Raw genomic sequence first — 25,085 nt, 5'->3', positions numbered from 1 at the left:
TTCGATGAAACATCGTGTGTTCGCGAACAGATTATTTTCGCTTGGTAATTGTACTTACAAAGATAGTAACGGCATTTGTGTTTGGACAAGGGCTAAACCTACATCGCCGAAGCTCGGATCGTCGCAGCAACGTGCTACACAGCTTAAACCAGAACGGGACATAACTTCACAATGTCACATTTCAAGAATTGCCGTAGGGTTGCGGAGTTCGCAGGCAAGATAGCCTGAATTCTCAACAGACTCTGCGTCTCCGTGGTGAATCTTGGATGATCAAGATAATAGGTCTTCTGAGTATCAAAGAAACCCAAGTTATCGCTTTCACTGCTAGATGGCGGAACAGAACATGACTAATGAAATCGCCTTCGTTGTATTCTTATCCGCCAGATGGGCAAAGATAAAAAACATGGGGTCATTTCCCATCTCTTTTGCGTTGATATTACAATGAGTACCTGATAGGTTTGGGGATAGGCGCATAGCGGCCTTGAGCAGAGCTCCAGTAACAAATAACTAGGCCAGAAATCTAAAGTCCCAAGCGTAGAGTAGATCAACACATGGATGAATTGAGGAAACGCAATAATGATACGAAACGCTGGGTTGCTTATTGGCATACATTCGGAAATCAATAGTAGTTTCTTAGAATCATGATTTTTGCGAGATATGCCAACCCGAAGCCGCAGTGCCCCGCCAATGAAAGGACAACTAGTTTTGCACGCGTGCTGAAGGTGTTGGATACAAGTATAGGTTCGGCAACTTGAGTCAAGGTAGCCATAAACAATAGGTAGTTACAGATGATCACCTGCCAGACGAAGTTCCCATGAAATTCCCTGCCGCCAGACTCAGCAACGAACATGAAAATCAAGAGCCCCATTGAAAAGGAAGCAACCGCGTATCTATAGAATAGACTTGAGATCAATTTCCTGAAATAGAAGGCAAGAGAAACAAGCGGAAAGACCAAAGAAGACAACAAAGAGTGTACCATATTATCGGAGAAATGCCTCCAGACTCTTAGAAAAGCAATTTTTATGTCACTCCTGCCTGTCGATGCTGAAAGATCAAAGATAGTTGCGTATTTGTATATGTAGAAGTATTGTAGCCCGATGAGCGCAGCAACGAGTATGGCAATTGAAATAGCTGCCAATGACTTGTTTGAAATACCAAAGCGAAAAGCAGCAAAAATTGGAAAGATGACTACAAAGACAAAGCAATAACTCGGTTTAATGAGAATATTTGCGAGGGACAATATCAAAACCTGTGACAGTATCTTGAGCTCACCGTCCCTGAGATAGACATATGACTTGTAAAAAAGCATGAGTGCAAATGGCATTAGGAAAATCGTTGTAGAGTTGTGCCACAAATTTGGAGGAAATTGGCCAAGGTACAATTTGATAGAGCAGATAGGGTAGTTGTGAGCTAATAGAGACATGCAAAGTAGCGCGACAAGCAGAAAAATCATATTCCTTTTTTGGCAACCCTGCTGTCCATCTATCCCGCTCTTGAAAAGTTCAACGAGAACAATCTTTCTAGTTATAAGACACTTAAGTAGAACGGAAAGAGCTAACACAACGCATGAGCTATAGTAGAGTATTTGAAGATCAGTGGAAAAACCAGAGAGCAGTGAAATGAGGAGATAATAGAGGAAATTGCCTGGTGGAATTCCCTCTGCAATCATAATGGTGGCTATACCAGCATGCGCTTGTAGATCGGTCGTTATAGAGAAAGATACTATGAGCAAAAAAACAGATCCACTGAAGACCAACGCCACAATATCAAGCAGCCGTCCCACATCCAAAGCTGAGAGATTACTACAATCAATCTTCATGAGTGATATTCAGGTTATCAAGTTGATCAACATATCTTAAGTCAAGAGCGCCACAATCTCAGATCGCGCGCTCCGGTTGCGATTCGGGTTTCTGGCAGGGTTCTGCTGCTTCACCACAAATTCCCGAATTGCCATCACCACCCGAAGAATTTCTTCCGGCGTGATGCTGTTGAAGAAAGGCAGGCGCACCAGCCGATCACTGATCTCTTCGGTCACCGGGCAGGCGCAGCGCCGGTCTTGCCACTGCTCTGCCATGGGCGACTGGTGCAGCGGCAGATAATGAAAAACCGCCAAAATGCCGCGTTCCTTCAGATGCGCAAGCAAACGCGTGCGCGTCGCCAGGTCGGGCATGAGCAGATAGAACATGTGATAGGCCTGCTCACAATGCGGCGGCACGACCGGCAGGCGCACATGGTTTTTCTCCGCCCACTCCGCCAGCAACGAGCGATAGAGCTGCCACAAGGCCTGGCGCTTGCTCTGAATGTTCGCGCGCTGTTCAAATTGCGCGAGCAGAAACGCCGCGAGCAAGTCCGAAGGCAAATAGCTCGAGCCGATATCGACCCAGGTGTATTTGTCCACCTGGCCGCGGAAGAAACGGCTGCGGTTGGTGCCCTTTTCGCGCAGGATTTCAGCGCGTTCGACATAGCGCGGATCATTGATCAACAGCGCGCCGCCCTCGCCGCAGGTGAAGTTTTTGGTCTCATGAAAACTCTGCGTGGCCAGCGCGCCAAAGGTGCCCAGGTATTTGCCACGATACTTGCCGAACAAACCATGGGCATTGTCTTCGACCACCGGAATATTGTGGCGCCGGGCAATTGCCATGAGGGCGTCCATTTCACAGCCGACGCCGGCGTAGTGCACAGGCACGATCGCGCGCGTGCGCGGGGAAATAAGTTGTTCAAGCTGCGCCTCATCCAGATTGAGGGTATCGGGGCGAATGTCGATGAAAACGGGCCGGGCGCCACGCAGCACAAACGCATTCACGGTCGAAACAAAGGTGAACGAGGGCACGATCACCTCGTCCCCGGGTTGAATGTCGAGCAAATGCGCCGCCATTTCCAGCGCATGGGTGCAGGAAGTCGTCAGCAAGGCTCTGGCCACACCCAGTTCATGTTCGAGAAAGGCATGGCACTTCTTGCTGAAAGCGCCATCGCCCGAAATATGGCCGTTGGCAATCGCCTGCGCGATGTAGGCCTGCTCGTTGCCCTCGAAGCAGGGGCGATTGAACGGTATGCTTACGTTTTCGTACACAGCCCCAGATCTCCTTATCAGCGATGAGTCCCCAATTGGCCTTCGTGTCGAAGGCGGCTATCTTAAAGTGCAGGAAAGGCGATTCAAGATTCGTGAAGCGCAGACTCGTTCTTCGCCGTCAAACTGAACTTCTTGCAACAGCAAAGCTCCTTTTCCGGTCAATACTGTTGCACCCTCACCCTGCTGAAATCTGACAACTCGCCCAGGAATGACACCTTCATAACGTGACACGCTGTCGAGCAGCTTCGCTGACCAAACTCGCAAGGTCCTATCATTTAGCGTCGTGTATGCACCTGGATATGGTGCTGTTACTGCACGAATCAGGTTATAGCTTGATCTAGCCGGCGCCGTCCAATCGATACGGTTGTCTTCCGGAAGCCGTTTGCATACAAAGGTAGCATGGGCATGGTCCTGTGGCGTTTTCCTGGCCGTACCTCCCAATAACGGGAAGAGATTTCTCTCGAGTAACGCAAGATAGGTCTGCGTAACTCTGTCGATGACGGGCTGAATTGTCTCATCAGTACCGATGCTTACTTCTTCTTGATCGATAATGTCACCAGCATCAACTTCGTCCGCCATTTCAAACAGCGTCACGCCTGTTTGTTGCTCGCCGTTAATCACGGCCCAAACAGTGGGTGAAAATCCGCGATAGCGGGGTAACATTGAATCATGAAAGACATATGTTCCTTTTGTCGCCTTTTGATAAACCAGTGAAGGGACCATGTACCGCCAACTTACGCAGAAGATGAGTTCGACTTTCTGGTTCTGCCAGAATTCCTGGAATTGCTGATCTCCGACGTGCTTGGCTTCGAAGAAACTCCCACCTGCTTCAGCGGTGAGTTCACGTATCTCCTCAAAGAAAGGTGGTTCCCACGGCTCCTCACGAAAGGAGAAGACAGTGATGTGGTAATCAGGCACCAGCCGTTTCAATTTCTTCAGGAAGAGACAACCGCGTTTCGTGGCCGCAAAGAGTGCAATTTGTCCGGGCATGGAAACAGTTTTCAACCTAAGCGTTAATGGTATCGCGGACTGCGTAGCTTGGCCGTCGCATAGTCATGGAATACATTCGCGCCAGGTATTCACCGAAAATACCCAACGCGAACAGTTGAGCGCCCGAAAAGATGGCTATAATTGAGGCGAGAAAAGGAAATCCTTGCACGCTGGTCCCCATCAACAGGTATCTGCCGAGGACGTAGATTAGAACACCGAAGCCAAAGAGCGTAAAGCCAAAACCTATCCAGCTTGCAAGCTGCAGGGGCATCGTGCTAAAGCCCGTCATCATGTTGAAGGCATGTCTGACCAGTTTAAGAAAATCGTAGTTTGACTTGCCGAGATACCGTGGTTGGTGACTCACCCCAACAGCGGCAAAGCGCATAGTTGCCCAAGTAAGCAGAACGTCAATAGAGACAAAATTGCCGTGATATTGAGTAAAGGCATCTCGCACTGTCGCATGAAAAGCCCGAAAGGCACTGACTTTGCGCGCGATTTCGGCGCCCATCGTGCCCTGCAAGACCATCTTCACGGCCACCGACGCCAGATCACGCCACAGGCCGTGCTGTTCCTGCTGCGGCGTGCCATAAACCACATCATACCCTTCCGCGAGCTTGGCGAGCAGTTTGGGAATTTCCTCCGGCGGGTGTTGTAGGTCATCATCCATGGTGATGATCACCTCGTACTGCGCCGCACGAATGCCGCAGAGCAGCGCATTGTGCTGGCCATAGTTGCGCATGAGGTCGATCGCCACGATCTCCCGGTACTGTTGCGCCCAGGTCGCAGCCACCTCCCAACTGTGATCGCGGCTGCCGTCATTCACCAAAATGATTTCATAGCGTGCCGTGAGCGCGGCAAGCGCCGCCTGCAGCCGCGGCAGCAGAGCCGGCAGAATCTCAGCGCTGTTGTAAACCGGAATCACCACCGACAGGCTGGGCCGTGCTGCCGCGGAGTCGGGCACTGCCCCACTTGCTGCTGCTTGCGCAACCGCTTTGCCGTTGCGCAGCGCGGGTGCTTGCGAGAGACTGCTTGGGATGATCGGATTCATGTTCCCACCGGAGAAGGTCGGAGCGATTTCAAACAACGGCGCGCGGCAGCGTGCAACAGGCGCACGGGCCGCAGCAGGACATAACACGGCGCCAGCAGGGCCGGCAGGCGCAGGTAAGACAGATCACTCAGCGTCGGCATGGTGAGGCGCCGCATCAAAAAGCGCACTTGATCGCGCCGGCGCTCGCGCGCGCGCAGCAGGAAGAAAATCCTCTCGGCCACGCCCGGGTCCCACTCGGCCACGGGAAACAAGCGGCGCCGCGCATGATCGGCCAACCGCGGCAAGATCCGGTCAGCGGCAATCTGCTGCCGGATTTCTGCGGGCAGCGGCGCCGCGAGCAGGCGTTGCGCCAGGCTGAGTCCCAGAGCAAGCAGGCGCCGGCAGCCGGTGGCGCGGGCGCGACGCAGGAGGTATTGCCAGGCGAGGCCGGGTTGCGTGCGCAGCAGCTCCGCGACATCGATGATCCAATTCAAACTCAGCCATTGATGCTTGCCGCCGTGCACACACAACACGAGCAGCAAATCTTCCGGCGCGAGTTGGTGGAGGGTTTTTCCGGCCAAAACCTGCGGCCGCAGGCGTGGCAGAATATCGGCGAAGGTCAAGGGCACTGCCAAATATTTGCGATTGAAAGCCCAATGCAAATCCACGATCAGGCCGGTGGATTGCTGCACCAGCGTGCTGCCGCACTCATAGCGCAGATAGCCGGCTTCCTGCGGCGGGCTGAGGGTTTGCCACGGCCGATAGCCGAGCGCGGCCAACACTGCTCTGGCCGCGGCAAAATCCGGCGGCGCCACCAGCACGTCCAAGTCTTCGGATTGGCGCAGGGCGGGATCACCGTAGACCGCGGCCGCGAGCGCGGGTCCCTTGAAGGGCACTGCCGTCACACCGCGTTCCGCCAGCGCCTGCAGCAATTGTAGCAGCTCCGCGATTTGCAGCAGGCTTTGCTGCGCGAGCGCCTGCGCCTCCCGGCGCAAACGCGCCAACACGGCCGGCGGCACAACGGCGGCATGCAATTGAAGCTGGCGCGACAACAACGCGGTCACGCGATGCCAGGAGGCCTGCCATAGCACATATTCCCAATCCAGTTTTTGCGTGAGCAGAAAGGCCAGGCGCCCGGCGTGCACGGCATCCAGGTGCACGCGGCTGCAGCACAGCAGCAGCGCGTTTTCGTGGCGGCGCGGATCAGGCCAAGCCGTCATGCGGTCACCGCGGCGCCGGCGCGATAGGGCCGCGCCTGGGTTTCGAAGAGTTCCGCATAGCGGCCGGCTTGCGCCAGTAACTGCGCATGCGTGCCGCTCGCCACAATGCGGCCGGCAGCGAGCACGTAGATGCGATCGGCGAGCCGCGCGGTCGAGAGCCGGTGACTGATCAACACCGTGGTGCGGCCGGCGGCGAAGGTGCGCAAGCGCGCGAAGAACTCGGCTTCCGCGCCCGCGTCGAGGCTGCTGGTGGGTTCATCCAGAAAGAGAAACTGCTTTTGGCGCAGGCAGGCGCGGCTGAGACCGATCTTCTGCCACTCGCCGATGCTGAGCTCCTCCCCGTCTTCGAACCATTTTCCCAACAGCGAGGCATAGCCGTCCGGCAGTTTTGCAATCACGCGGTCGGCGCCGGTTTGCTGCGCCGCGGTCACGATGCGAGGGTGATCGGCGGCAAGCGTGATCTCGCCCAGCCAGATGTTTTCCTGCGCGGTCAAATTGTAGTGCACGTGATCTTGAAAAATGATGCCGATTTCGCGCCGCCATTCCGCCGGATCATATTCCCGCAAATCGACGCCATCGAGCGTGAGCCGGCCGGCAGTGGGATCATACAAACGGCAGAGCAGCTTGAGCAGAGTGGATTTGCCCGAGCCATTCTCGCCCACCAGCGCAATGGTTTCACCGGGGCGCAGGCACAGGTTGAGGTCGTGCAGCGCCTCCTGGGCCGCGCCGGGATACCGAAAGCTGACGTGATGCAGCTCCAAACCGGCAGTCACCGGCCGGGGCAGTGGCCGCGGGCGCGACGGCGCGGCAAGCCTGGGCTTGAGATCGAGAAACTCGTAGAGATTCGCCAGAAAGAGATTGTCCTGATAGAGATTGGCGGCGGCCTGCAGCAAATCGCGGAAGTTGCCCTGGCCGCGTTGGAAAGCCTGCCAATACATCACCATCGCGCCGAGCGTGAGAGCGCCGGCGAGGGTTTGCTGTGCCAACAATGCGGCGACGCCGAAAATCGCCAGCGTGGCCAGGGCCTGCGGGGCCAACTCCGCCGCGGTGCTCTTGAGCGCGATGCGGAAACGCTCGCGCCGAATGCGTTCACGCAGCGCGCGGAAGCGCTGGATGAACAGCGGGCCGAGATCGAACAGCCGGATCTCCCTGGCGAATTCACCGCCGGTGAGCAGCCAGTGATAGTAGTGCGCGCGGCGCTCGTTGCCGGTCCAGCGGCGCTGCCAGCGATAGACGGCACCGGCATATTTCAGGCGCACGAACAAGCCGGGCAGCGTGGCGGCAAACAAGATCATGACGAGCAGCGGGCTGAAGGCGAACAAGAGACCGGCAATGGCAAGCAGCGACAACCCGCTTTGTCCGGCCTGCAGCAGACCGTTGACCAGACTGAGCGGCCGGAAGGGCGCGTCTTCCTGGGCGCGATGCAAGGCATCGAAATAGCGGGCATTGTCATAGTAGGCGAGCTCGAGGCCGATGGATTTGAGGTGCAGGCGATGATGCACGTGATCGGCAACCACCTGCGCCTGGACTTGACCGACGAAATTGCCGACTGAGCGCAAGATCTCGGTGAGCAGCGCGGCGCCGGCCGCCAAACCAACCCAGAAGAGAATCGGCTGCAGCGCTGCCCCGCCTGCGCCGGCGTTGAGCGCCAGCGTCACGGCATCGATGATCTGTTTGGTGAAATACAGGCCGAGCAGCGGCAAGCCGCTTTGCGCCAACACCAGAGCGAGACTGGCGACCGTCCAGCCGCGGCTGCATTGCCAAACCAACCGCAACCCGCGATCGATCCGCACGGCATGGCGCAGCGTATGATGCGAAACAAGAGGCAAAATACAGAGGGCAAAAGGATAGCAACAATCAACGACCAAATATGCCCCAAAGGGCCAAACCTCGCCCCTCGCCCCTCGCCCCTTGCCCCTATCCCCCATCCCCTTGCCCCTTTCCCCCTCGCCTCACCTACTCGCTGTAAACCCTCGCCGCCTCTCCCACGCGGGTAAGCGCCGCCTGCCAACTTGGAAAGCGTTGCGGAAATTGCCGGCTGAGTTGGCGGGCGATTTCTCCCAAAGCGAGATTCTCGTTCATGCGGTTCAAGAGCATCTGCGCGATCCGGCCGTCTTCATTCAGGCTCGGCACGAAAGTCTCAGCGCGTTTGCGCAGTTGCTGCGGCGAAAGCGGCGCGCCCCAGAACGAGGACTGTTTGAATTCCACTTGGGCGGCGCCGCTTTGGCTGGAATCGAACACCCGGGTTTGCCATTGCCACACATAATCATCGTTGACCAGCGTGGCTTGCAGCGTCACTTCGACTTCATCGCCGGCGGCCAGTGCCACCGGTTGCGGCCAGGGAAAAAAGGCCTGGCCGTAGATGGTTTTGGGCTGGCCCGGCGCGTTGGAGAAACGAACGTTTTCCGCCAACTCGGCATCGAACCACAGGCAAAGGCCGTGCGCCGTGCCCGGCTGCGTCATGCGCCAATGCAGTTCTGCGCTGACGTTGGGATCGAGGAGGGTGCGGTAATCCAGAGTGCCCCAGCATTGCGGCTCGGTGAGCAGCTTGCCGGCTTCGACTTGCACGCGCAGCCAGAGGTTGCTGAGCAGGCGCTGGCACGGCCGCGTATCCAATCCGAAAAGATCTTCCTGCCAGGGCCGGAAGTGGCGTTGGTGCAACTCGGGCGCGGCCAGCAAGCCGGCCCACAGCGTATCGCGGCGCGGCAGGAGTGTGCCGCCCTCCGCCAGCAGCCGGTCGCGCGCATCCACCAGGGAAGGCAGATGCTGTTCGAGCAGCGGCAGCACCCCGCGCAAATCCGAGATGATGACGTCCACGCGCTCGGGCAGATGCACCGCGGTGGAGAGTTCCTGAATGAAAGTGATGCGATCGGCGCAGCCGTTGGCCAGGGCCAACTCGGCCGCCACGGCAATGGCATCATTGGTTTCGAGGGCATAGACGCGGGCCGCGCCCAGCTTGCAGGCGAGCAGCGCAAAGATGCCGGCGCCGGTGCCGAGATCGAGCACGACCGCGCCGGGCCGCAGGGCCTGGCGCAGGGCCTTGCCATAAGCCTCGAAGCGCACGCGATCGGCGATCATGTCGCCGTAGTCGAACAGGTTATACATGCGAAGGCAGAGGTGCTGGTGTGGCGTGCGCGCGGCAAGCGCCGGCGTCGCGCACGATGGCCGCGCACAGTTCCGGCAAGTGGGCGGGATCATCCGGCGGTTGCACCCGGCGCAGCGGCACGTGCCAGGCCACGCGACTGAGCAGCTCGAATTCCCGCGGCCGCTGCTGCGGATCAAGATCCTGGGTGACGTAGCTGTTGGCGAGCAGGGCCAGCAGTCCGGCACGCGGCGCGAGCGGCTGAACGGCGGCAGTGGCGCCGGGATTGCGTTCATCGAGAAAGTAGATGGCCGTGAGCGGCAATTCTTCCCGGTGAAACTTGTAGGCCGGCGCGGTGAGAGCAAGATAGCGTTTGTCCCACGTCGGCGTCAGCAACGGCAGGGCCTCGGCAGAGCCGAACAATGCGGAAACCGTATCGGACCAGAGGCGCAAACCCGGATAACCGGATTGCGCCCAAAAGCGGTGCTGGCGCTGGCGCAACGGCACGAGATCATCAGCAAGCACGGGATAGCCGAGACGGGCAAACACAGCGGCGGTGGTGGACTTGCCGGATCCGGACGGGCCGAGCAGGGCCACGGCGCCTTCGCCGATGGCCACGGCACTGGCATGCAAACAAGTGATCTGCTGCAGGGCCAGGATCACGGCCATGATCGGGCCGACGAGATAGGTGGCGGCATCTTCCACGGAAGACTGCGCTGGCCAGGTCACGCCCAGCTCGCGGCCGTTGCGGTTGATGATAAACTCCACGCCGTCGCTGAAGACCATGCGGAAATACCTCTGCTGCGCTTCGTCGCGGTGGCGGGCGGCAGGATGGCCGTGATCATTCCAGCCGGCGTTTTCCTGCCAGACTCGCCCGGTTTGCGCAGCAGCCGCGGTCAGCGCCGGCGGCATTTCGGCAAACCAAATGCGCACCCCGATCGCTGCCGGTGTTGCCGTTGCTTCATTCACCAATCCGGGAATGGGTTGATTGGATTGCAGCGCCAAGCCGTACAGCAGATATTGCCACATGGTGACCGGAGTCGAGTCAAGATCTGAAAGTGGCGGGTGGCTCGCGCCGTCCCTGAATGCGATTGCGGCGGGCACGCTCACCACACGCCGCACGGGTGAAAAGAGGCGGTGGGCATCATTGGTTTAACCGAAGGGATTCGTGGCCTGGCTGCGTTTCATCATGTTGGCGGTGCCGCCGTCACGGCGCATATAAATGCCCACCGCCTGGGTGATTTCGCGAATCGCGCCATAGGTCACCAACCGTGGCCGCTGATAGGCTTTCTTCGGGGTGTTTTTGTCATTGCTGCTCATCGTCATCACCATTCCAAGAGTTTGATCAACACAATGTCACTCCAAATGAGCTGTTCCCTCAGGCTTGCATGTGCTGCAGCCAGCGATTCAGCACAAACGGCCGCAGATGCACGTAGGGATCCGAACCGTCGTTCAGCGGGCGGCCCGTGACTTTGGGCACGGCGGCGCGCGTCACGAATTCCGCCAGCGCTGGCACGGGCGTGAAATCATCCAGCCATGGCATTTCTTCCCGCTGCAGCAGATTCACCACCGAGTCTTCCCGCAGCGCGGTTTTGGGACGGCGCCGCACTTTCTCCGGCAGCAGGCCGGCGGTGGCACGGCGCAACAATTCCTTATCCACGAACCACGGCAGCGGCGGCAGCGCCAGCGTGAAATTCACCAATCGCAGATCGAGATAGGGCAGGCGAAACTCCAGCGGCGCGCCGGTCACGCCCGGGTCATTGAATTCAAGCACGCTCTGCCAATAGGGCATGGTGAGGCGGTAGTACGCGCCGGGCCGCAGCGGATGCCTGACCTCGGCTTTGGGCCGTGTCACCGCACGCCAACGTTCCGGCAAGCCGCAGCGCTGCGCGAAGCTTTGATTGAGCCAGTTGGGATAGTCGTCCGCCACCGGCGCTCGTTGCCGCCACGCGCGCAGCTTGGCGCGCAGACCCAATCCCAACGGCGGCAGCTCCTTGTGGCTGCGGACATAAGCACACGCGTCGTGCCACACCTGCGGCAGCGGCAGGCTGCGCGCCATCTGCGCCAGACCGGAGGGAAACAGCAGCTCATCGCCGCCGTCGCCGGTCAACACCACGTTGCCGTTGGCGAGACTGGTCTGCAATTGGTCGGTGAGCAGCGCGGTCATGGGTTCTTCCACCGGCTCGGGGTAATGTGGGGCAGTTGCGCTGCCGCCCTCGAACAGCGGGTAGCGGTCGCCCGGCAAGAAGTGAATCGGCAGATTCAGCGCGCGGCCGGCCAACTCGGCATACTCGCGTTCGTCATCGGGAATCAAGTCGTCGTAGTAGACCGACATGGCGGTCAGCGTGGCAGGCCGGCCGGATTCGACCTGGCGGGCGGCTGCCAATGCCGCCACGCTGGTGGAATCGAGGCCGCCGCTCATCCACACCGTGAGGCCATCGGTGCGCAGCCGGTCAGTCACCGCCTGTTGCAGCAGTTCTTTGAAGCGATCAACGCAGTCCGCCGGCCGGGTGAAACGCAACGGCTCGGTGATGGGCAACTGCCAATAGCGGCGTGCGTGAACCTGTGTCCCGCTGGCAGTCAAGATCTGCGCCGGCATCAAGCGGCGAATATCTGCAAAAGTCGTGGTGGCAGCGTCGACGTTGTATCCGAACAACAGAAAGTCGCCGATGGCAGGTTCGTGCAGCCGGCGGGAGACGGCCGGGTGCTGGCGAATCACATTGAGCGTGTTGCTGAACACCAGGGTGTTGCCGGCTTGGGCGAAGTAGAACAGCTTCACGCCGAAATGATCGCGGGCGCAAAACAGGCGCTGCTGGCGGCCATCCCAAAGGGCGAAGCAAAAATCGCCGAGCAGATGCTGCACGCACGCTTCGCCCCAGGCTCGATAGGCATGCAGGATCAGCTCCGCGTCGGTGGCAGCAGCGAGATGACCGCCCCGCGGGGCCAGGCGCTGCTGCAGGCCGGCGCGATCATCGAGACGGGCGTCGGCGGTGATCCACACCTCGCCGTCCAGGCTGCAGGGCTGCTGTTCCCGCTGTGATTCCAACGTCGTGGGCAGCAGCGCATGGCCCAATCCCACTCTCCCCTGGACCCAAATCGCTTGCGCCTGCGGTCCGCGGAAGGCCATGGCCTCAGTCAAGTTCTGCAAGAGCCGGCCTTCCACCGGCGCGCCGTCGAGTTGGAGAATGCCAACGATACCGCTCATGAACGCAGCGCCACCGAGAGAGGTAAGGGCGTGTAGCGCGCCAAATCCGCGACGGCGCCGATCAAAACCCGGCCGTGCAATTCCACCCAGGCATGCGCATGCAACCTGGCTGCGCCGGCCTTGGCCACGCCAATGTGCAATTCGACAGCGTGGCCATGGCGCACAAGCAGCGTGTGCGCGGTCAGCGCCTGCACCAGACAAGTGGCGGCCGGCACGAACCGGCTGAGCACGGTGAGCGCGTGGAGCAGCGCGGGCAGAGGCAGGTTGGCGGTTCTGCGGCGCCGGCTGAGTTGGGTCAGCAACCGCCGCAACGTTGCAAAGGGCAGCAGCCACAATCCCACGCGCACCGCGCAGAGCAGCGCGAAAGTCTGCAGCCAGAGAATTCGTTTTGCCCGCGGCCCGCGCAGGAATTTAGGCAGAGGGAGCATCGACGAGATTGATCAGACCGGCATCGAGCAACTCATGCAACAATTGCAGAATATCCTGGCGGCACTGCTCAGCTTCGACCTCAAATTCCGCCAGAATGGTGGCGTGCAGTTCAGCGACGGTGATGGGCTGCTGCAGCAGGTGCCAAATGCGGGCGCCGACCTCATCCAAGCCATGATAGACGCCGGAGGCCACGTTCAGGATCACGATCTCGCCACCGAGATCGGAGAAGATCTGCTCGGGGGCGGCGACCACGCGCGTGGATGCGGTCAGCGTGCGTTCCATTCGCGCACGTGTCCGGCGGATTGCCCTGCCCGGCCCTGCCCCGCCCACTGTGCCTGGCCGGCCGTGAGCTTGCGCAGTTGGCGCGGATCGATGTTGATGGCCAGCGACTGGCCTATGGACTCGAAGGCGATGATGAAGCGCTGCTGACCCTGCAGCGAGCGCAAAACCCCGCGCAAACCGGCGAGCGGGCCGGTGGTGATTTCCAGCACATCGCCTGGCACGAGATGCGGAATCGGCTCGGGATCGAGATCATTTGCCAGCATCTTGCGCACCGTGGCAATTTCATATTCGGGAATGATCGAGGGCTGGCCGTGCTGGCCGAGCATGCGCACCACCCCTTCCGGCGTGAGCGAGAGCAGCCGTTCTTTGGCATCGGCTTGCACGAAGACGTAGCAGGAGAACAGCGGCGACTCGATCCACTTCTTGCGGTCACTCCACTGCCGCAACACCGGCCGCAGCGGCAGATACGCGTGCAAGCCCATGCGCCGCAGTTCACGGTCCACGCGCTTCTCAAAATTCGGCCGGGTATAGAGCGCGTACCAGTGTCGTGTCAGGTTTTGTAGAGTCGATGTTTGCATGGTTATCGGAAATAGTCTGCAGTCTGTAGGTGGTTGGTGATGGGTCGCGATTGCCTGCTTGTCAATGATTTGAGCTGGTCTCCAACTTTCGACCTACGATCCGCTACCTACGACCTACGATCTTCGACCTATGACCAGCCTAGGCCCACGGCCACGCCAGCAGCTTGCGCTGTTGCTTCGGCAGCTTGCCGTTGGTGTTGTGGGTGTAGTAGTGGTAGTGGTAATAGTAGTAATAGCTGCCGTACATGCTTTCCATCTTGACGGAATTGAGCAGCGTGCCCAGGACACGCGCCTTGACTTGCTGCAGCAGGGTATGCGCCCGAAAAGTGGCTTCCTTGCTCGTGTGCCCGGCCTTCACCACCAGAAAGACACCATCCACCAGGCGCGCCAGCACCGCGGCGTCGGTGACCGCGATGGCAGGCGGGCTGTCGAACAGCACGACTTCATACTCGGACTTGAGCGCCTCGATGGTGCGCTGCATCGTGCTGCTGCCGAGCAGCTCGGAGGGATTGGGCGGCAGCGTGCCGCAGGTCATGACATGAAGATTGTCGATGTCCGTCGGCGCGATGGCCTCGCCAAATTCGGCGCGGCCCGCCAGCACATTCGACAAGCCAATGCGGCGGTCGAGCTTGAACACCGAATGCAGCACCGGCCGCCGCAGATCCGCATCAATGAGCAACACGCGAGTGCCCATTTGCGCCATCACGATGGCGAGATTGGCCACGGAGGTCGACTTGCCGTCGCCGGGTCCGGGACTGGTGACCAGCAAAGTGCGCAACGGCTTGTCGACATGAGTGTATTGAATGTTGGTGCGCAGCGTGCGATAGGCTTCGGCAATCGGTGATTTGGGCGCAAAATGGCTGATCAAACGCGCCGCCATGCGCCAGCCTTCGCCGTTGGCCGGCGCGTGCGCGCTGCCGTTGGTCGCGCCGTTGTGCACGCCGTTGGTCGAGCCGTTGAGCGAAGTTTTCAGGCGTTGCAGCGCCTCGGCCTCTTTGATGAAGGGAATCGAGCCGAGCACGGGCTGGCCCATGCGTTCCAGATCTTCGACGGTGCGCACCGAGTTGTCGAGCATGTCGATCAGGAAGGCCAGGCCCACGCCCAGACTCAATCCGAACAGCATGCCCAGGATGAGATTGAGCCGCTTGTTGGGGCCGAGCGGCTCCTCCGGAATCTCCGCGGGCTCGATGATGCGCACGTCGCCGAGCTGGCCCACCTCGGTGATGCGCAGCTCTTCGTATTTCTGCTTCATCATCAGGTAAATCTTTTCCTCCACCTGCGCCGAACGCTGCAGCCGCGCCAGCACCAGCCTCTTCTCCGGCAGGCTTTCGAGCTTGCGGGTGTAGTCCGCGACGATTTCCTGCAGCGAGGCCACCTTGGGCTGCAGCGCCTGCAGCGAGGCTTCGACTTCGAATTTGCGCAGGTACAACTCGTCGTGCAGGGCCTGCGGGCCGACGAGATCTTCCGCGGCGTGCTGGGCAAACTCTTCTTTGAATTTCTGCGTCAAGGCGTGAATCTGCCCGTCGAGTTGCTGCAGGCGCGGATTCTTTTCCTCGTAATTGCCGTTGTTGACGAGATAAGCCACTTGCGAGGCGCGCTCCTGCTGCAGCGCCGCCATCTCGCGCTGCAATTCCTCCAGATAGGAAGTGGCGGCCGTCACTTCGATTTCGAGCTTGCGGCCAAGTTGCTGGTCGATGAAGCGCAGGCGCTGGCGCGAGGATTCCAGTTCGGCCAGGGATTCCTTGTAGAGCGATTCGAATTCCACCAGTTTTTCCACCAGGCTGTTGGCTTCATCCGGCAGCGTCATGGTTCCCTGCGCTTCGGTGAACTCCTTCAGGGCAATCTCGGATTCCGCCAACTGCTGCTGAATCACGCTCAGTTGGTTTTCCAGAAAGTTCTTCACCTGGCGCACCTCCGCCTGGCTCATGGCGCGGTTCAGATCGCTGAACGCCTCGACATAGGCATTGGCCACCAGCATGGCCTCGCGCGGATCTTCGGAGGTGGCGCTGATCATGATCATGTCGGTGTTGCGGATGGGCGCGATCGTGAGATAACCCGGCAGGGTGCGCGCCAGCTCTTCGACGTCGCGCCGCATGTTTTCCTGCTGCCGCCGGCTGGCATCGTCCTCCGCGCTGCGGCCCAGCATGGCGCCCACCGCCTCCGCCAGCCGCTGCCACCGGCTCTTGGCATCGCTGTGCGATTGCAGCATCGGCAGCTCGGCGGCCTGGGGCGATTCCAGGAGTTTTTGTGCGACGGATTTGGCGATCGCGCGGCCGCGGATGATCTCGATCTGGTTGCTGATCATGGTTTCCATCTGCCAATAGGCACTGGCGTCGAACATGGGCAGCCCGAGGTTGGACTCCACTTTGACCATGACTTTGGCGTTCGCCTGATAGAGCGGCACGGCGGTGAAATTCAAATAGAACGTGACCGCCAGCACCAGCAGAAAGCAGGCGGCGATGACCCACCGGCTGCGATACAGGATGCGCAGGTAGTCGGTGACCGGTGTGGTCTGGCGTATGATTTTTTCTTTCATTGCAGCGCTCATGCGAGGGGAACGGCCAAACGGAAGTGCAAGCACCGCGGACCGGCACGTCCAGACACAGCTCCGCCATGTCAGTCACATTCCGTGTAATGGACCTCACAACCACCGCCCCAATTTCCATCCGGCTACTGCGCCTCACAGCTCTTCCTCCGCCGCAACGCAAAGCCAGTGCCAGGGTCAGCCGCCTTGCCCTCCGCCCCATCGCTCCGCCCAAAATTTCGACATCATGATGTCTCGCCGCGAAACACCCGGACTGGCGCCGATCCGCATATCGATTTTCTGAGAAGGAATTGCACAGTTTCTGTTAAATATTTTCTCAAAGAAACGGCAATGCCCGGCAAGCAGTCACCTCGGCGCGGCGTAAATGCAAAACCGGCATGCCGGACTCTTGCTGCCAGGGTCATTGCCTTGGGCATTTTCCCGGCGGCAAACACACCGGCAGAACCGCAGCTTGCCTGACCAGCATGAACGATGCTCCGGCAAAAGGAAGCGGCGGCAGCGGACAATGCCGCAACCCGCATCGCGCAGAAATGGAAGCATGCCTGAATTGGATCGGAGGGCAGGGAGACAAAAAAGGATTGAATGAGTTGAGTGGGCGTGAGGCATTCCCCGGACTCTTCCTGACCGCGGTGACAATGCCACATTTGCCGAGGAAAGTGTACCGGCGCCTGGCAAATCGGCCGGCCGGCGCAAGACAAAGGCAACGGCTGGCCGGCGGCCGTGCCCATCGGTACGCGCATAACGCTGAGCAATCCTTGCTGAGCTGAATTCAATCGTCTGCTCCCTGCATAACCTCGGTGGTCTTGCAATCGCGCGGGCAATCCCTTGCCGCACCATTGCGAGCCGCTGTCTTATCGCCTCAGGGCTGAAAGTCTCGAAAAGCGTGAACCTGGCATGGCACCGCCCGGCCGCGCAACGGGTGAACACGGCCACGGGCACAACCGGCATTTATCAGGAATGAAAAGAACTGGGCGTGCTGCCAGAATGAAACTTTGCAGGATATATACCGCCGCAGAACTGAAAATGCTGAAAACGGGGAGAAAAGTTGCAGGGGCACAACACGAAGGGTTACAACTTGGTCACAGGTTTGACAGTACCGTGACCAAGAGTCGGGCGTTTGAAGGCGTGCCGGGGTTGCTGCGCGTTGCAGCCGGTCGCCGGGTCAAGCGATTGCAACAGTTTTGCGGACAGGAATTGCGGAATCCACCGGATACGAATTCCATCCTCTCGATCCGGATGAGCCGGAACCGCAAGAAAACTCACGCCCGCCGCAAGGAAGCCTCACGCATTTCTTCGCGGAACCTTTGCGGCTCTGCGTCGCGGCTGTGAGCCTTTGAGGCGAATGACACGGCAGTGTGCCGCAATCTTCACAGGATCCTTACGGGATGACAGTGGTGACGGAAATGCTTTTTGAGACAACCGCGCACTGGTTGTTCCCACAGCACGGTGACCTCGGACTGCCGGCCGGAAAAGTAGGCTGGCCTCGGGCTTTTTCCCGGCAAAAATTGCCCGCGCGCAATTGCGCCTGCCGGCGGCCGGCATTCACTTTCTGCCATGATTTCTCTCCGTCTTCCGATGTCATGTTGCAATCACCTTCCCCAGCACGAGCGCTGCCGTGAAGCCTGGGAAGATTTCCGGCAGAACGACGTTGCCCTCCGGCCAAATTTGGGCTTGCCTTTGGAGGCATTTGTTGCTACCATAGCCGTCGATTTTGCGGCGGAGAAACGATTCTCGCGAACGCCGCTGGTTTGATTCACCCCTCGTTGCGCCGCTGTTGTGCCGCGAGACCGCGAGGCTGGCAGGACGGCGGCAGGCATCCCAGCGAAAAGGACCGCACGTGACCCGCGCATTTGCCTACCTGGACAAGAACAATCTTCCCATGATCGGCGTGGAGTGGAGCGAGCCCGGCTCGGGCAAACGCGCCACCGCTTACAACTTCTCCCGCGCCTGGGATTTGTTCAAGCAGATCAAGCTCAAAAACAAGGCGCCGCAGCTCAACTTCCTGCAAGTGATGCTGGAAATCGACGTCTTTCACAGCGAGACCTTCGATGAGGTTTTTCTGACGTTGCAGGAGTTCCGGCCGTTGAGGGATTTGATTCTCAGCGAACCGCATGCCTTCCAGGTGCCGGTGGCGCGGCCGCAAAAGATCATCGGCATCGGCCGCAACTATCGCGAGCACGCCCGCGAGCTGAAAAATCCGCTGCCCACCGAACCGATCTTTTTCTGCAAGTCGCCCTCGGCTTTGCTTGCCCATCAAGAAGCCGTGCGCCTGCCCGCCAATGTCGGCGCCATTCACCACGAAGCCGAGTTGGCCGTGGTGATCGGCAAGACCGGAGCGAACCTCGCCAGCCGCGCGGCGCTGGACTATGTGGCGGGCTACACGATCCTGAACGACGTCACCGCGCGCGAGCTGCAAAAGAAAGACACGGCCGCGGGGCTGCCCTGGTTTCGCGCCAAGAGCTTCGACACGTTCTGCCCGGTGGGGCCCTATCTCATTCCGCGCGGCTGCGTCTCCGACCCGCAGGCGCTCACCATCACGCTCACGATCAACGGCGAAACCCGGCAAAGCGGCAGCACGGCAGACATGGTGTTTCCGGTGGCCGAGCTGGTGAGCTACGTTTCACGCTTTTGCACGTTGCAGCCCGGCGACCTCATCGCCACCGGCACGCCCGAGGGCGTGGGCCCGTTGCATCCCGGCGAAGTGATGGTGACCAGCATTGCGGGACTGGGCGAGTTGATCAATCCGATTGTCTAGACCGGCCCCGCATCGTCAAATTGAGTTCAAAAACATCCCATCTTTCTCCCTGAAGAAATTGTAGGAATCGCATCGGCGCTTTAGTGTCTCAAGGAGTGATTTCAGGTCTTGCTTGACCGCGTTTGCCAACGGCAAAGGCGGGCAGGAGTTGGATCAGCGTTACATTCACAAGAGCAAGGAGACAACCTCATGAAGGAAATCGGTAGACGTTTGCTGACGATCGCGGCGGTGTGCGGCCTGGCTGCACCGGCTTTTGCCCAGCCCTCGTTTCGTAACAAGCCACAAATCGTTCCCGGCGAAATCATCGTGAAATACAAAACCACGGGGCCGGTCGATGCCAGCGCCATGGCCAGCGCCGGCCTGGCGCAGGTCAAAGCGTTCGGCAATCAGCAGTTCATGCTGGGCCGCGTGATGGCAGGGCGGAATCTCGAAGCCGTGCTGCAAACGTTCCGCGCCCGGCCGGAAGTGGAGTATGCCGAGCCCAACTACAAGCTTTACATCTATGGCGCGCCGGCAACGCCACCGGTTTTTCCGAACGATGAGCGCTTCAACGATCTCTACGGCATGCACCAATCCAACGACAACGACATCGATGCGCCGGAAGCCTGGGGCCTCACCACCGGCGATCCCAATCTCATCGTCGGCATCATCGACACCGGCATCGACTATGACCACGAGGATTTGAAGGCCAACCTCTGGAACAATCCGGGAGAAAGCGGGGCCAAGGCCAACAACCGCATCGACGATGACGGCAACGGCTACGTCGATGATTTCCGCGGCTGGAATTTCGTCTCCAACAACAACGATCCCTACGACGACAACGATCACGGCACGCACTGCGCCGGCACCGTGGGCGCGATCGGCAACAACAGCAAGGGCGTGGTTGGCGTCAACTGGCAGGTGAAGCTCATGCCGCTGAAGTTTTTGGGGCAGGATGGTTCCGGCACCACGGCGGCGGCGGCCGAGGCCATCATTTATGCGGTGAACAACGGCGCCAAAGTGCTGAGCAACAGTTGGGGGGGAGGCGAGGCCTCGCAGACGCTCGAAGACGCCATCAAGTATGCCAATCAACGCGGCGTGGTTTTCGTGGCGGCCGCGGGCAATGACGGCCTCAACAACGACAATACCGCGAACTACCCCTCCAATTATGGCGTGGCCAACGTGGTCGCGGTGGCCAGTTCCGATCGCAACGACAATCTCTCCAGCTTCTCGAACTATGGCCGGTCCACCGTTGACCTGGCGGCGCCCGGCTCCAGCATTCTGAGCTGCCGGCCGCTGAGCCGCTATCAACTGCTGAGCGGCACCAGCATGGCGACCCCGCATGTTTCCGGCGTGTTCGCGCTGGTGTGGGCAAAGTATCCGCAGCTCACGGTGCAGCAGGCGATCATTCGGGTGCTGGGCAGCGTTGATCGCAAATCCGCCTTTATCGACCGCATGGCCTCCGGCGGCCGTTTGAACGCGGCCAATGCCCTTTCCACCAATCCGCTAATCGCCCTGACCACGGACTGGCGCAATACCACCAATACCGCCGGGCCTTATCCCGTGCAAACCGGCGTGGTGGATGACGGCAGTGTGGCGCAAGTGCGCCTGATCTATATGCTCAACGGCGGCGCGGCGGACACGCTCAATATGCCGCCCACCGGCACCGCCGACATGTATTCGGCCAGCATTCCCGGCCAACCGCTGAACACCGAGATCAACTACATGGTGCTCGCCACGGATAATCAGGGCAATCGCACGCTTGGCCCGACTTACAGCTTCAAGATTTCGAGCGAGCCGGATCCGGGTGATGGCGGCGGCTGTTGCGGCCAGCAGGCCGTGGCGCTCAACGGCGCCAGTGCCACCACGAAATTCGCGCTGGGCACGCCGCTGAATCTCGCCTTCTTTTTGATTCCGTTGTGGCTGTTACGCCGCCGCAAGCGTTGACAGGATCATCAGGATTGGCAGGATTGCTGGAGAGATCATTACGCTTGCTCTCTTTCAATCCTGCCAATCCTGTCCTGCAGCATAATTGCATCGCGTGTCCGGCTGGTTTGCTTTGTCATTCTTGCACGAATGCTCCCGGGCAATCGCCAACCCCGCTTGCCCGGCATTGTCCGTGAGTTTCGTGCTGGCCTCTCCTATCCGCCGATCGATCCCGTGTTGAGTGATCCTGCTCCCACCCTTGCTGCCATTCGTTCCGCCCGGCAGACGTTGGGCGATCTCATCCGCGTCACGCCGGTTTGGCAGTGGCGCAGCCGCCGCTTCAGTGAAGGGACTGAAGTCTATCTGAAGCTCGAATTGCTGCAATACACCGGCAGCTTCAAGCCACGCGGCGCGCTCACGCGCATGTTCGCTCTTACGCCGGAACAATTGGCGCGGGGCGTGACCGCGGTCAGCGCCGGCAATCACGCGGCGGCCGTCGGTTATGCCGCAGCAGTGTTCAACACCACCGCGAAAGTCGTGATGCCGCAGACTTCGGATCCGGCCCGCGTGGCGCTGTGCCGGTCTTTTGGCGCCGAAGTCGTTCTCGTTGAGAATGTGCACGCCGCCTTTGCTGCCGCGGTCAAAATCGAAGCGGAAGAGAAACGCACCTTCATTCACCCGTTTGAAGGTCCGGAGATTGCATTGGGCACGGCCACGCTCGGCCTCGAGCTTGACGAGCAATGCCCGGCGCTCGACGCGGTCATTGTGCCGATCGGGGGCGGCGGCTTGTGCGGCGGGGTGGCCGCGGCCATGAAGCAACGCCATCCGCAGTGCCGCATCATTGGCGTCGAGCCTTTTGGCGCTGATACGATGTTTCGCAGCTTTGCCTCAGGCCAGCCGGAATCGATCGCGAAAGTGAACACCATTGCCGACAGCTTGGGCGCGCCGCATGCCGCGCCCTACAGTTTTGCCCTCTGCCGCCGGTTCGTGGATGAACTCGTCCGCGTCGACGATGAGGCGTTGTGCGCGGCGCTGTATGTGCTGTTTCACGAAATGAAGCTGGCGGTGGAGCCGGCCGGCGCTGCTGCCACCGCGGCGCTGCTCGGGCCGCTGCGCGCGCGGCTGGCCGGCAAGCAGGTTGGCTTGATCGTTTGCGGCGCCAATCTCGCGGCTTCTGCTTTTGCAGAATATCTCCGCCGCGGTGAAGCCGCCAGCGGGCAGTATGCTGCTTGAAAGCACCCGGAGATCGACGCGCGGCGCTCTCGCCGGCCGCTAGCAAACACCGCGCGTGCGCCGGCTGCGCCCATTTGTTTTGAGGTGGTTCACCTGCGCGCCCCTCGTGCTGCGCAGGACTTGTGCCATCCTGATTCAGCAGCGTCAGGAAGGGAGTCCTGATGCTTTTCCTTCCGTGAGGGCGATGTTAATACTCTCGCGGATCTGTTCCTCCTCTGTCAGCCAAAGGCCACGAACATGTCATCCATTTCAGAAACGCCGGCCGCCGCGCCCGGCCAGCCGGAAACAGCTTCCTCGGAATATACCGCGGTAGTCTATTTTCACGGCATGGGCAGCCAGCGCCGGTACGAGGAAGTCAGCCGGGTGGTTGACAGCCTGGACCGCTTTGCACGGAATGTCGAGAAGACCGAGAAGGTGGGATTGTTGGGGAAGATCAAGGCGAGGCTCGAACCGGGGCGCGGCGAACGCAAAGAGCCGGTTGCCTATTTGCACGTCACTCATCAAAACGGCAGCCACAATTCGGAATTTCGTTTCTATGAAGTCTACTGGGCGCCGCTGATGGCGGGGGCAGTCTCGACGCGCGAGGTGACGACCTGGCTGCTCGGCCGTTTGGCCACGCCGGCCCGCATGGGCAGAACGCCCTGGCGGCTGCGGCCGCGGGTGAAACGCGCTGCCTTGTACCGCCTGTGGGCGGATTTGGAAATGCGGCGCGGCCAGCCGGTGCCGGAATCCGATCTCAAAGCCCTGCTGCAAGCCTACGACCAATTCGAAGGTGCGGAGGCGCGCGACACGTACCGCAAGGGCACGTTCAAAGAATTCCTCGACCATTTGCGCCGTTCGCCACACATTGCGGCCGACCGGCTGGCGGCGGTCGTGGCGCTGGCAAAGCAATGGCGCGGCAGCCACAACCGCGCGGAAGGCTTTACTCTGGCGATGCTGGCGACTTTTCTGGTCGTCCTGCTCATCGGATTTTTGGCATTCGCCGCGCTCGCGGCGGTGGCGCTGATCGGCGTGGCAATCTTGTTCAAAACCGCCGGCATCAACGAGATGGTGCTGCTGCTGCAGAACGCTCTGCGCTGGCAGCAAATCGAGCAGTTCAGCGGCTTGCATTTGTTCGTGGCCGCCGTGCTGACGCTGGTCACTCTCTACGGCTTATACCGTATTCGCGGCTTTCTGCGCGATTATGTCGGTGATGTACAGCTCTGGACGACGTATGAAGAAACGAATCAGAAATACCGCAAGCGGAAGGAGGTGCTGCGGGTGGCGGTGGAGATGTTGCAGCACGTGTTGAGCGACAAGGATTGCAGGCGCGTTGCCATCCTCAGTCACAGCCTCGGCACCACCATCGCGCATGACGCACTGCTCGAGTTGGGGCGCAACAATCGCGCCCATCACCGGGACCCGCGCGCGGCGCTGAATGCACCGTTGCCGCTGGGCAAGATCGAGCATTTCATCACGCTCGGCAGCCCGGTTGACAAAGTGCACTACTTCTTTGAAAGTCAAAAGAGCGAGCTGCACCGCTACAATCGCGTGGTCGAAGAACTGCGCGGTGATCTCGGCGAAGTGCCGTTTGCCGTGGAGCACAAGCCTCACATTCATTGGATCAACTTCTGGGATCGCGCCGATCTGGTGAGCAGCTCACTCGAAACGCCCTGCAACAAGCTGCTGCCGCATTTGCGCGTGGACAACTGCCAGGTCGCCAGTTATCAATTTCCGGATCCGATGAAGAGCCACTCGGCCTATTTCGAGCACGTCGAAGTTCTGCGCATCATTTTCGCGGCCATTTTCAACCGCGGCTTTTCCTACCAGACGGCGCCGGTGCAGACTACGGGCGGCAGCTCCGACATTGCGGCGCAAAACGTCGGGCCGGGAACGCTTTTGCGCAGCACGCCGATTCTACAGGGCTTGATGCTCGCGCTGCCCTGGCTGATGCTCGCGACCATCCTGACTCATCTGACGCCCTGGGGCGGGCTGCAGCGGACGCTGTTGTACAGCACCGCCATGGTGATCTGGCTGCTGTTCACGGCCTGGTTATTCAGCACCGTACGCAAACACCTCAAATCCATCAATGCCTCCGCCGCCGGCACGGCCAAAGGCCGGGGCCCGGATTCGACTTCCTCCGACGTCCATCTGGAGCGCACGACGGGATGATACCGACACGACGACCACAGCAAGGGGAGGGCCGGGCAGAAGCGGTAAGCTGCGGACGGCGGTTGGCCGCGTGGGCAATCAGACGATTCGGCAACAACCCGTTTCGCCTGGCGGCGGATATGGGGTGGCGTGTGGTCTGCGAGGCGGAAGATGCGCCGCACTTTCCCACGGCGCGGCTGGCGGTTTGGGAAGGGGACACGCGGACGATTCGCCTGTTTATGCAACCGGTGCGCCGGCAATTCTTGCAGGAGGATTTTGGCGTGCGGTTCACCTGCTGCCATGAAATCTTTCACGGTTTGTATGCCTGCGCCGGAGGCTTGGACACGCCGCCCGCGCCCGCGTTGAATCTGCGCGAGCAGGAACAAGCGGCCGAGGCGTTTGCCCGCGCCTTGATGTTTGCCTGACTTGCTATCGCCGCGCCCAGGAACCGACGCCGATGTTCCGGCGAGATTTCTTTGAGAGGATTGACGGGATCAACTTGACTAGCCCAACTTCCGCAGTTGCTGGATCTAAATTTAGTATTTTCAATAGAAGGTGTCAAAAAGTCTTCACTACAACTCTGCGTTTTGGGTCAGGCGCGCGGGCAGATGAAGGCCCAGGTGATGCAACAGAA

Annotated in this window: 21 protein-coding genes; 6 read left to right on the top strand and 15 right to left on the bottom strand. The window is 59.9% G+C overall.

Annotated features, from left to right (window positions below; translation table 11 throughout):
- Positions 1 to 619: 619 nt before the first annotated feature.
- From L6R21_18515 to L6R21_18445, 15 genes are all read right to left on the bottom strand, one after another.
- Positions 620 to 1,819 (bottom strand): hypothetical protein, encoded by a 1,200-nt coding sequence (locus L6R21_18515; protein MCK6561192.1) that lies wholly within the window; start codon positions 1,817 to 1,819, stop codon positions 620 to 622.
- 36 nt (positions 1,820 to 1,855) lie between these two features.
- Positions 1,856 to 3,070: a dTDP-4-amino-4,6-dideoxygalactose transaminase gene (gene rffA, locus L6R21_18510; protein ID MCK6561191.1), complete on the bottom strand. Its 1,215-nt coding sequence runs from the start codon at positions 3,068 to 3,070 to the stop codon at positions 1,856 to 1,858.
- Between the two features lie 57 nt (positions 3,071 to 3,127).
- On the bottom strand, positions 3,128 to 4,060 hold the full coding sequence (locus tag L6R21_18505) for a methionyl-tRNA formyltransferase-like protein (GenBank protein MCK6561190.1): 933 nt from the start codon (positions 4,058 to 4,060) through the stop codon (positions 3,128 to 3,130).
- Positions 4,061 to 4,076: 16 nt separating this feature from the next.
- A complete protein-coding gene (locus L6R21_18500) occupies positions 4,077 to 5,021 on the bottom strand; it encodes a glycosyltransferase family 2 protein (GenBank protein ID MCK6561189.1) in 945 nt (314 codons plus the stop codon).
- A gap of 83 nt (positions 5,022 to 5,104) precedes the next feature.
- Positions 5,105 to 6,307: a nucleotidyltransferase family protein gene (locus L6R21_18495; protein MCK6561188.1), complete on the bottom strand. Its 1,203-nt coding sequence runs from the start codon at positions 6,305 to 6,307 to the stop codon at positions 5,105 to 5,107.
- Entirely contained in the window at positions 6,304 to 8,136 is a 1,833-nt protein-coding gene (locus tag L6R21_18490) for an ABC transporter ATP-binding protein/permease (protein ID MCK6561187.1), read from the bottom strand. The genes L6R21_18495 and L6R21_18490 overlap by 4 nt, the downstream gene beginning before the upstream one ends.
- A 127-nt stretch (positions 8,137 to 8,263) precedes the next feature.
- Entirely contained in the window at positions 8,264 to 9,412 is a 1,149-nt protein-coding gene (locus L6R21_18485) for a 50S ribosomal protein L11 methyltransferase (protein MCK6561186.1), read from the bottom strand.
- The gene (locus L6R21_18480; protein MCK6561185.1) at positions 9,405 to 10,418 is read right to left on the bottom strand and encodes a hypothetical protein; all 1,014 of its coding nucleotides are present in this window, start codon (positions 10,416 to 10,418) and stop codon (positions 9,405 to 9,407) included. The genes L6R21_18485 and L6R21_18480 overlap by 8 nt, the downstream gene beginning before the upstream one ends.
- Before the next feature lie 123 nt (positions 10,419 to 10,541).
- On the bottom strand, positions 10,542 to 10,709 hold the full coding sequence (locus L6R21_18475; protein ID MCK6561184.1) for a hypothetical protein: 168 nt from the start codon (positions 10,707 to 10,709) through the stop codon (positions 10,542 to 10,544).
- 58 nt (positions 10,710 to 10,767) lie between these two features.
- Positions 10,768 to 12,594 (bottom strand): asparagine synthase-related protein, encoded by a 1,827-nt coding sequence (locus tag L6R21_18470; GenBank protein MCK6561183.1) that lies wholly within the window; start codon positions 12,592 to 12,594, stop codon positions 10,768 to 10,770.
- Positions 12,591 to 13,022: a lasso peptide biosynthesis B2 protein gene (locus L6R21_18465; protein MCK6561182.1), complete on the bottom strand. Its 432-nt coding sequence runs from the start codon at positions 13,020 to 13,022 to the stop codon at positions 12,591 to 12,593. Before L6R21_18465 ends, L6R21_18470 begins: the two co-directional genes overlap by 4 nt.
- Positions 13,006 to 13,305 carry a lasso peptide biosynthesis PqqD family chaperone gene (locus L6R21_18460; GenBank protein ID MCK6561181.1) on the bottom strand — a complete coding sequence of 100 codons (300 nt, stop codon included), beginning with the start codon at positions 13,303 to 13,305 and terminating at the stop codon, positions 13,006 to 13,008. Before L6R21_18460 ends, L6R21_18465 begins: the two co-directional genes overlap by 17 nt.
- Positions 13,290 to 13,883, bottom strand: coding sequence for a UpxY family transcription antiterminator (locus L6R21_18455; GenBank protein ID MCK6561180.1), 594 nt, complete (start codon positions 13,881 to 13,883; stop codon positions 13,290 to 13,292). The genes L6R21_18460 and L6R21_18455 overlap by 16 nt, the downstream gene beginning before the upstream one ends.
- A gap of 139 nt (positions 13,884 to 14,022) precedes the next feature.
- Positions 14,023 to 16,419, bottom strand: coding sequence for a polysaccharide biosynthesis tyrosine autokinase (locus L6R21_18450; GenBank protein MCK6561179.1), 2,397 nt, complete (start codon positions 16,417 to 16,419; stop codon positions 14,023 to 14,025).
- Positions 16,420 to 16,652: 233 nt separating this feature from the next.
- Positions 16,653 to 17,201, bottom strand: a complete 549-nt coding sequence (locus L6R21_18445; protein ID MCK6561178.1) for a hypothetical protein — start codon at positions 17,199 to 17,201, stop codon at positions 16,653 to 16,655.
- Between the two features lie 121 nt (positions 17,202 to 17,322).
- Here L6R21_18445 and L6R21_18440 point away from each other — a divergent pair, with 121 nt between their 5' ends.
- From L6R21_18440 to L6R21_18415, 6 genes are all read left to right on the top strand, one after another.
- Entirely contained in the window at positions 17,323 to 17,757 is a 435-nt protein-coding gene (locus L6R21_18440; GenBank protein MCK6561177.1) for a hypothetical protein, read from the top strand.
- Between the two features lie 508 nt (positions 17,758 to 18,265).
- On the top strand, positions 18,266 to 19,183 hold the full coding sequence (locus L6R21_18435) for a fumarylacetoacetate hydrolase family protein (protein ID MCK6561176.1): 918 nt from the start codon (positions 18,266 to 18,268) through the stop codon (positions 19,181 to 19,183).
- 189 nt (positions 19,184 to 19,372) lie between these two features.
- A complete protein-coding gene (locus tag L6R21_18430; protein MCK6561175.1) occupies positions 19,373 to 21,109 on the top strand; it encodes a S8 family serine peptidase in 1,737 nt (578 codons plus the stop codon).
- Positions 21,110 to 21,265: 156 nt separating this feature from the next.
- Positions 21,266 to 22,321, top strand: coding sequence for a threonine/serine dehydratase (locus tag L6R21_18425; protein MCK6561174.1), 1,056 nt, complete (start codon positions 21,266 to 21,268; stop codon positions 22,319 to 22,321).
- Between the two features lie 237 nt (positions 22,322 to 22,558).
- The gene (locus L6R21_18420) at positions 22,559 to 24,472 is read left to right on the top strand and encodes a hypothetical protein (GenBank protein ID MCK6561173.1); all 1,914 of its coding nucleotides are present in this window, start codon (positions 22,559 to 22,561) and stop codon (positions 24,470 to 24,472) included.
- Entirely contained in the window at positions 24,469 to 24,876 is a 408-nt protein-coding gene (locus L6R21_18415; protein ID MCK6561172.1) for an ImmA/IrrE family metallo-endopeptidase, read from the top strand. Before L6R21_18420 ends, L6R21_18415 begins: the two co-directional genes overlap by 4 nt.
- The last annotated feature ends 209 nt before the right edge of the window (positions 24,877 to 25,085 follow it).

It is taken from the genome of bacterium (genome assembly GCA_023150945.1).
Taxonomy (GTDB): domain Bacteria; phylum Zhuqueibacterota; class Zhuqueibacteria; order Zhuqueibacterales; family Zhuqueibacteraceae; genus Coneutiohabitans.
Note: the sequence above shows the minus strand (reverse complement) of the source record. Positions and strands in the feature narration are given on the sequence as shown.

Excerpts from the sequence above, each read along its gene's own strand:
- L6R21_18515 (MCK6561192.1), bottom strand. The coding sequence starts at position 1,819 with ATGAAGATTGATTGTAGTAATCTCTCAGCTTTGGATGTGGGACGGCTG.
- L6R21_18505 (MCK6561190.1), bottom strand. The coding sequence starts at position 4,060 with ATGCCCGGACAAATTGCACTCTTTGCGGCCACGAAACGCGGTTGTCTC.
- L6R21_18495 (MCK6561188.1), bottom strand. The coding sequence starts at position 6,307 with ATGACGGCTTGGCCTGATCCGCGCCGCCACGAAAACGCGCTGCTGCTG.
- L6R21_18485 (MCK6561186.1), bottom strand. The coding sequence starts at position 9,412 with ATGTATAACCTGTTCGACTACGGCGACATGATCGCCGATCGCGTGCGC.
- L6R21_18480 (MCK6561185.1), bottom strand. The coding sequence starts at position 10,418 with ATGTGGCAATATCTGCTGTACGGCTTGGCGCTGCAATCCAATCAACCC.
- L6R21_18475 (MCK6561184.1), bottom strand. The coding sequence starts at position 10,709 with ATGAGCAGCAATGACAAAAACACCCCGAAGAAAGCCTATCAGCGGCCA.
- L6R21_18470 (MCK6561183.1), bottom strand. The coding sequence starts at position 12,594 with ATGAGCGGTATCGTTGGCATTCTCCAACTCGACGGCGCGCCGGTGGAA.
- L6R21_18465 (MCK6561182.1), bottom strand. The coding sequence starts at position 13,022 with ATGCTCCCTCTGCCTAAATTCCTGCGCGGGCCGCGGGCAAAACGAATT.
- L6R21_18460 (MCK6561181.1), bottom strand. The coding sequence starts at position 13,305 with ATGGAACGCACGCTGACCGCATCCACGCGCGTGGTCGCCGCCCCCGAG.
- L6R21_18455 (MCK6561180.1), bottom strand. The coding sequence starts at position 13,883 with ATGCAAACATCGACTCTACAAAACCTGACACGACACTGGTACGCGCTC.
- L6R21_18450 (MCK6561179.1), bottom strand. The coding sequence starts at position 16,419 with ATGAAAGAAAAAATCATACGCCAGACCACACCGGTCACCGACTACCTG.
- L6R21_18440 (MCK6561177.1), top strand. The coding sequence starts at position 17,323 with ATGGCACCGCCCGGCCGCGCAACGGGTGAACACGGCCACGGGCACAAC.
- L6R21_18430 (MCK6561175.1), top strand. The coding sequence starts at position 19,373 with ATGAAGGAAATCGGTAGACGTTTGCTGACGATCGCGGCGGTGTGCGGC.
- L6R21_18420 (MCK6561173.1), top strand. The coding sequence starts at position 22,559 with ATGTCATCCATTTCAGAAACGCCGGCCGCCGCGCCCGGCCAGCCGGAA.
- L6R21_18415 (MCK6561172.1), top strand. The coding sequence starts at position 24,469 with ATGATACCGACACGACGACCACAGCAAGGGGAGGGCCGGGCAGAAGCG.